Here is a 7672-nt window from a genome sequence, read left to right on the forward strand (position 1 = left end):
TCACGAGGGCCTCCGTTGCTCGGTGTAGACGTCGCAATCCACACCGAACCCGGAGGCCCTCCCTCACGCCAAGATCATCCGATCACGTGTCGCCCCGTACCCAACCTCCGTGGTCAATACACCTAGGGGCCGCTGAAGAGGCCGTCACGGTCTACCGTGGGCTGGCCGACGTGAAGTCTGATCGGTACCGTCCCGACCTCGCCCACTCGCTGAACAGCCTCGGGGCCTACCTGCAGGAGGTGGGTCGGCATCGAGAAGCCCTAGGGGCCGCTGAAGAGGCCGTCACGATCTTCCGTGGGCTGGTCGACGTGGAGCCTGATCGGTACCGCCCTGACCTCGCCACCTCGCTGAACAACCTCGGGGCCTGCCTGCGGGAGGTGGGTCGGTATCGGGAAGCCCTGGGGGCCGCTGAAGAGGTCGTCACGATCTACCGTGGGCTGGTCGACGTGGAGCCTGATCGGTACCGTCCCGACCTCGCCCACTCGCTGAACAACCTCGGGGCCTGCCTGCGGACAGTGGGCCGGCATCGGGAAGCCCTGGAGGTTACTGAAGAGGCCGTCACGATCCGTCGTGGGCTGGTCGACGTGGAGCCTGTTCGGTACCGTCCCGACCTCGCCACCTCGCTGAACGGCCTCGGGGCCTGCCTGCGGGAGGTGGGTCGGTATCGGGAAGCCCTGGAGGTTACTGAAGAGGCCGTCACGATCCGTCGTGGGCTGGCCGGCGTGGAGCCTGATCGGTACCGTCCCGACCTCGCCACCTCGCTGAACAACCTCGGGGCCTGCCTGCGGGAGGTGGGTCGGTATCGGGAAGCCCTGGGGGCCGCTGACGAGGCCGTCACGATCTTCCGTGGGCTGGCCGACACGGAGCCTGATCGATACCGCCCCGACCTCGCCGACTCGCTGAACAACCTCGGGATCTATCGACAGGAGGGGAACGACATCGACGGCGCGCTCATTGCCAGACGCGAAGCGCTGGCAGTGTGGAGAGCCTGCAGTGAAAAAGATCCACAGTTATGCGAAACACGGTACCGAAGCGAACTGGCGCACCTTTGTCAGCAGTTGGATCTTCTCGGCCGCCACGATGAAGCAGTAGGTCTTGCGCTCGATGTGCCGGACCTGCGCATTGGCCGCAACAACGACGCCTGAAGTCCTCCGCGGTCAGACAGCGCCCAGTGGCGATGCGTATGAGTTGACGCCGCTGGACGTTCGGGCCCACTGCCGGATGGGCCCAGCAGCCCGACACGCTGGCGTGACCGTGCGCAACGACCGCGGCGGCTACCCCTCCAAGCAGAGCCGCTGTCTGATCACTGACGGCGCGTCGCGGAGTCCCACTCGAACGGCCAACGGTATCAAGGAATGATCAATCCCGATTTTGTGGCACGAGTGCGATCTCGATGCCAAGATCTTTGGGAAAGTGCCCTCGAATTTGAGACCCTACACCAAGTGTAGGGTTTCGTATCCCGTGACATGTCGATCTTGTCCGATCTGTATGCTTTCGGGAAGTCTCACGCGATGGCCACCATGATCAGTCCCATCGAGACGTCATTTCCTCGGGTCTCGTCGAAGGTGTTTAGACGCGCGATCGAGGGGCGACCTCGGAACGGCGAGCGCGTCTACTCGACCCTCATACCGAAGCTGCGATAGTTTATTCTCAATCCACAATCGAGCTCGCATGTATCCGGCATAAAACTGACCGTTCCGGAATCGCTCGTCGTTCAAGAGGTTCTGGAGCTCCTTGAACTGTTGCATTTCAAGCTTTGGCATGGCTGGCGGGTGGTCTGTCTTGCTCTGCAGATACTGCTGCGTATCTCGCTCAAACGTCGTGATTAGTTCTGAAGTCGTCGGCAAATTGGCTGCATATTCTTCGGCGAGAGCGCGAATGTAGTTCGTCATCCTCTTAATTTCCCCATACGCGCCGACGTCGTCCCTTATTAGGCGCTCATGTCTGAGCCGCTGAAGATTTGCCCGGACCTCAATGAGTACTTCAATCTGTTCTCGTAGTCTCATTGGAGAGCAGTCAGCGTTAAGGCGAAACTGGACGACCTGGACTGTCTCGTGAGCCGACTTCAAGTCTTGCATTACGCCAACTAGGAGTCGTCCGACTTCTGTTACTTCTGCTTGTTTCCTTGCGCGGTCCGACAAGAAGTATGAGAGCCCGCCAGTTACCAAAATTGCGATCGCCAAGTTAATTAACCCTTTGGCAACCTCCAACGGCACGTCCACGTTCGAACTGGCTGCCGTGAATAACACGCCGATGAAAGTGAGTACGCCCATGAAGATCGGGACGAGGACAGAGAGGATCTTCCGCATTCGTCCAAGTATCGCTGGCCAGTTGCGACTTCCGCAACACGCGTTTGGCTCGCACTTGACCTAAGGTGGACGAGCAGGAGCCTGCACGAGAAGGCGAGCATGGGCAGCCGGGCGGCGCAGGGCGGCACCGCACCATACCTGAAGGGTCTCAGTGCTCGTGACGTGTCGATCTTATGCGACGTGCACCTTTTCAGGCTGTATCACATCAGTGTCACCATGATCAGCCTCAGACTTCGTGGCTTCCTAAATAGCGCGGTAAGGCGAGCAGCAGCGGCCCAAACCCGCGGCCGCCCGTCACCGTCCAGGTGAGAGGAACTCGCGGCCCGTCGCGGTGTTGCGGTAGCGGGGCTTGTGGCGGAGGTTGTCGGCTTCGCGGAGGGCCGGGGTCGTCTCGATCGAGGCCACGTAGCGGTCCCGGTAGTAGGATCTCTCGGAGCCTCGGAAGTGGATCAGGTCGAAGTCGGCCAGGCGGAGCAGCCCACCATCCTGCAGGCGACCGAATTCAGTTGGTGACAGCTCCAGGCGCAGCTGCTGCCGGAGCTGGGCGTCGAGGTCGATCGGCAACTGGCCTTCCTTGTAAGCCTCGAGATCGGCGGCGATGAGTGCCTTGAGCTGAGCTGCGACGGCTATCTCGACCTGCTCAGGCGCAGGGATGATCCCCAGGTCAGCAAAGTGCTGCTCGACCGCGGCACGGACCTCGGCCTCGTGATCGGCGGTGATCTGGGCTGTCGCTTGCTCAGTGTGGGCAGTGAGGAGCACCCCCTGGACGTCGTTGGACTCCTGCTCGCTGATTACGAGGAGGTGCTCGATCTGGTTTTCGTCGACCTCGATGGCTTTGACGATGTAGGGGTGGCGGCCCCGGATCTGCTGGTGCTCGGCTCGCTCGAGCGCACCCGGCCCGGCCGCCGTCGACTCGACGGGGACGGTGAACAGGAGTGGCTCGCGTGCGGGATCGTGCTGCGAGAACGGGAGGCGCAATGTGGCGGCCTCGATATCGTCGAGGAACTCCCCAGGGTTACCGACGAGGTAGCGCAGCTCGACGGCCCGATCGTCGCTGGCGCGGACGGCCTCGCGGATCACAACCCTCGGCACAGGCTTCGTCGCCCTGGTCAGTGCCGCCTTGCCCCAGATCGCCAGTCCGTCGTCTGTGATGAGCATCCCGCCAGGGCGGAGACCGATCTGGTGTTGGGTCTCGAACAAGGGATCCCAGCGGCGGCGCACGATCGTGAACCGGTTCGGCGCGACGTCGAGCAAGGTGGCGTCCACCTTCGCCTCCACCTTATTCTCCTTGACCGCTGCCACCAACTCCTCGACGGTGTGGAGCCCGATCTCGAGTCCGGTGAATACCAGCAGGGCCCATGGGCCGAGCAACGGGACCATCGCCACCGACACCAGCGAGATGACGATGTGGGCGAGCAGACCGGCTTGGACGTCGAGATCCGTCTCCCAGGAGATGATCCCCTCGTCGTCGACGCTTTGGGTCATAACGATGTGGATCTTAAAGTTGGGGTCAAAGAAGTTGTCGATCTCGTACTCGGCCTCCACCCCGATGTGGAGCTGGTTCTCTGTTGCGCCGTTGATGTTGCGGACCGGGCCAGCGTCGATGGAGACGTAGCGGCCGACCCGCTCGGCGTCGGAGCCGGATCCCGCGACGAGCGGAAAGTCGTAGCCGGCGCCCGCAGGCACGGCGCGGCGGTACATCGCGTCGTCACCGACGTCGGCCAGGAGGCCGTGACGTGTGGCGAAAGTGATATCGGCGTCCGGTTCGAGGAAGTTCTGGCCGAGCGCAGCGTCGCCCCGGGGACCGATGTAGTTGTCAGGTTGGGGCCCCGCCTTCAGCACCAGGTTGAGGTAGACGACAAGTACCGCCGGGGCCCCTGAGATCGGATCTGCCGCCAACTTGCGTAGGGCAACGTCGAACAGGCGGCCCCCCGAGCCGAGTCTGTCGAGCGAGAAGGTCTGGCCGAGGGACGGCTTCATGACCTCGATCAGTTCCGCCTTATCGTGCCCTTGGTCGCGAGCGATCCCGACGAGGTCGCCAGCCACGTCGGTTAGTTCGGTCGTCATCGACACCGACTCGAGTCCAGGCCCGTCCGACCTCGACGTGGTATCGATGTGGAGCTTGACGAACACCTGGAGCGACACGTCGGGGAGGCTCAATCCGTCAGAGAGCCGGGTCAATCGCAAGCGGAGGTCGATCCGGAGGTCGGCGCCCAAAGGATCGCCGTGCAGCACCTCGACCGTGAACGCCCCGTCGCGGGTCGCGAGGTCAGGTACTGGCGCCCCGGCCGACAGGTCGTAGGTCCGGTCAACATCGGCCGGCTGCTGCAACTGGACTCGGATCGGGTCTGCGCCAAAGATGATCTCGTCGGGCAGGAGTCCGATGTCGCTTGCCAGCAGGAGCAAGTACTGCAGGTACCTACCCGCCAGCGCGATCTCGACGTCATAGCCGCTGAGCACCTTCGTCTGATCCACGGAGATCGCTTCCTTCAAGTCGAGTCTTGGGTGCGCGGAACAAGTGGAAGCACAACCCGCGGGTTACCTTCCTCGGTATCGGTGCTCAGCGGTACAATTCCCCAGTTGTCGATATGCACCAGAGGTACTATCGCTCCAGGGTGACCCTCGAGGGCATCCATGCCGAAGAGATATACCCTGAGCGGGAGCCATAGGTCGGTACCGGTAATCGATAGGCGGACAGAATTCGTACCCATGGACGACCGTCTGAACGGTACTGCAACTGGAATGTCATACATGTTGACTTGACCGGGTTCTAAATCGTCTTGGGGGGTATCGGAGATAACATGCTTCACCGCCAGGCTGCCTTCGGCAAATATTTCAATCTCGACCCGGTCGTTAGTTCCTTTTCCGCTGGGCCCGGGGTCCGAGATGCCGGTTTCCCATCGACCAGGCTCCCATGCGGTTGTCACGATGAACAGCAATCTATTTATGAACATGTTCGAACGTGTCCTGATCGGCCGCACGGTCATCGACGGTACAGCGTTAGAGTCATTGGTGCTCAGTCGTGTGGTGATACTTGTTTCGATCGCAAGCGGCACAACGGGAGGAGGCAGCCCCGGCGCGTTGGATGAAACGGGGCCGGTGCCCCAGAGGAATAGTATCTCCGGGCGCCACTCATCGTCGCCAAGTGTACCGACCCGCACGGAACCTTCTGTAAGCCGTTCGCTGTCGATTCCCTTGTTTCGTACGTCGAGCTGGTAAAGGTTAGCTTGACCTTTCTCCTGGTCCGCCTGCACGGTGTCCCCGAATGTATGATTGAGGCGATCTACACCCCGCTGGTTGACTACTAAGGTGATTTTGCTATTTGTGCCGGAGTTGGTAGCTGAGCGAGTAAGTGTGGCAAGATAGATATTTTGAAGTTGCGTCATTCCCTCTCCTTGGGTCGAGCTATTCGGGCGTAATTTCCCAGTTGCTGCCGTCAATCATAGACCTGTTGCTAGTGCCTGCGGAAGAGGCGTAGTGCCTAGGTTAGCGCAGCTCCCCACCGCAGTGTGCAGCAGGGACGGCTGTGCGTAGATATGATCTATGGGCCTGTCGAAATCCGCGAACAACAAACGCACTAACTCCAGCTGCGATTCGTAGATCACCAGATCGCGCGTGGTGGGACGCGTGAAAGCTGCCCACGTAATCCTTCTGCCCCTTGTGTCAGTGGAAAGTCCGCCATGGCCGCGCATAGATCGTGAGAAGTTGTTGGGTTAGTCGTCTCCATGTCCCGGGAAGTTGCGCGGTTGGTGCAGTTCCTCCACCGCCAGACTGGGTGTTTGCGTGAGGACGGCGGCGACGATGGTGGCCAGTGCCTGACCTTGCTCGGTCAGCGTAGTGATTGGAGTCGGCGCGGTGGAGCGGTGTACGAGCTGCTGGCCGAGTTCCCGCTCGAGTCGCCTGATGTAGCTGGCGAGGGTCTTCGGGGTGATCGCGAGGGTGGCTGCGGTGGCGCGCAGCGTGGAGTGGTTGCGGAGGTGGACGAACGCGATCAGGCGTTTCCAGGGGCGGGTGCCGGTGAGCGCGGGCTGAAGCTCGGGCGGGATCGCTCCGGCCGGGCAGAGTTCGCTGCGATGCATGTTGGGGCCGCCGGGACGCACGGGCAGGTCGTAGCGGCGGCACCAGCTGAGGACTGTGGTGGGGTGCAAGCTGAGCTCGGCGCCGAGGTCTTCCGAGCTGCGGCCGCGGCGCACGTACTGCTCGTGCAGCCACCGACGGCTGATGCCGGCGGGTGGTTTGCTCGGGTCCCGCAGCGGAATGTCGTAGGCGGTGGCGAGCGTGGTGATGCGGCGCCGGTTGACCCCGTAGCGGACGGCGAGAGCGGAGATGGACCAGCCGCGGTCGACGTAGAGGTCCCGGAATACCTCGGCGGGCAGCTGGGCGCGCAGCCGCTCGCCGACGTCGTGGTTTCTGCGGGTGACGCGGGGGTGGTGTGCGAGCAGGTACCGGGCGGAGTCGAGCGTCATGCCCGTCTGCGAGGCAGCCTGTCCCAGCGGAAGGCCCGCGCGGAGCAGATCTGCCAGCGATTGCCGGGGCAGCGTGTCGGAGTCCGGGCCGGGCAGGTCGAGACCGACGGCGAGGTCGCGCGGTGGTTGCCAGCTCACGGGTTCGTTGATGGCGTGATCGGCAAGGAACTCGGCGGCGACCAGGTGAAGCTCGGCGGCCAGGCGGGCGGTGAGCAGAACCGGGAGTCGGCGAAGGCCTCGCGCTGGTCCTTGGTGCGCGGCGCGTAGTGCTTGGGCGCGGTGGAAGCGGGTCTGCCGCGGCGTCCAGAGCCGTCGGTGTCTATCAGCGCCGTCCGGTACATCTCGCTCAGGTCGCCGATGTCGGGATCGCCGGCGCGAGGTGCTTCGGTGGTGCGCAGGATCCGGGACGCGAGCACGGCCAGATCGGTGAGTAGCCGGTGCGCCGCGCTCGCGGTGTAGCGGCCGAACGCGGCGGTGCCGGTGAGGACCGTGTCGAGCTGGTGCTGAGCGGCCAGCGCCGCGTGCCCGGCGCCGAACTCGTGCACCGCAGCGGTGGTCAGGTCGGCACCGCAGCGCGCGAAGTTTCGTCGGGCAGTTCCCGGGCGGGTGCTGCACCGCGAGGCCTGCGGGACGTGCAGCCACAGGGTCCCGGGCCGCGGGACGTGGCCGCAGTCCGGGCAGCGATCGGCGAGCAGGCACCGGTGCCGGGTGCAGGCGAAGGACCAGCCTAGTGCCGTATCAAGCAACGTTGGGTAGGTAATCCGGGCGGCGGATCTTGGAGTTGACGGCGAGGTGGCGTTTGGGGTGGCAGTGGCGGTTGCGCCAGCGGAGGTAGCCGGCGATGGCGGCTTCCTGAGCAGCGTGGCTGGGGTAGTCGCTGCCGTCGAGGGTGAAGTA

The 7672-nt window shown here is 63.3% G+C and carries 6 protein-coding genes; 1 reads left to right on the top strand and 5 read right to left on the bottom strand.

Features of this window, described 5'->3' with window-relative positions:
* The first annotated feature begins 170 nt into the window (after window positions 1-170).
* Window positions 171-1145 (top strand): tetratricopeptide repeat protein, encoded by a 975-nt coding sequence (locus AB0M59_RS53250; protein WP_364632012.1) that lies wholly within the window; start codon window positions 171-173, stop codon window positions 1143-1145.
* Between the two features lie 396 nt (window positions 1146-1541).
* Here AB0M59_RS53250 and AB0M59_RS53255 read toward each other — a convergent pair whose 3' ends face one another.
* The 5 genes from AB0M59_RS53255 to AB0M59_RS53275 form a co-directional block, all read right to left on the bottom strand.
* Window positions 1542-2309, bottom strand: coding sequence for a hypothetical protein (locus tag AB0M59_RS53255; protein WP_364632015.1), 768 nt, complete (start codon window positions 2307-2309; stop codon window positions 1542-1544).
* Between the two features lie 294 nt (window positions 2310-2603).
* Window positions 2604-4784 (bottom strand): hypothetical protein, encoded by a 2181-nt coding sequence (locus AB0M59_RS53260; protein ID WP_364632017.1) that lies wholly within the window; start codon window positions 4782-4784, stop codon window positions 2604-2606.
* A 14-nt stretch (window positions 4785-4798) separates the two neighbouring features.
* Complete coding sequence (locus tag AB0M59_RS53265) at window positions 4799-5695, bottom strand: hypothetical protein (protein WP_364632020.1); 897 nt, start codon at window positions 5693-5695, stop codon at window positions 4799-4801.
* A gap of 327 nt (window positions 5696-6022) precedes the next feature.
* Window positions 6023-6913 carry a LysR family transcriptional regulator gene (locus tag AB0M59_RS53270; RefSeq protein WP_364632022.1) on the bottom strand — a complete coding sequence of 297 codons (891 nt, stop codon included), beginning with the start codon at window positions 6911-6913 and terminating at the stop codon, window positions 6023-6025.
* Entirely contained in the window at window positions 6910-7320 is a 411-nt protein-coding gene (locus AB0M59_RS53275) for a hypothetical protein (RefSeq protein ID WP_364632024.1), read from the bottom strand. The genes AB0M59_RS53270 and AB0M59_RS53275 overlap by 4 nt, the downstream gene beginning before the upstream one ends.
* Between the last annotated feature and the right edge of the window lie 352 nt (window positions 7321-7672).

Source organism: Amycolatopsis sp. NPDC051371 (assembly GCF_040682155.1).
Lineage (GTDB): Bacteria > Actinomycetota > Actinomycetes > Mycobacteriales > Pseudonocardiaceae > Amycolatopsis.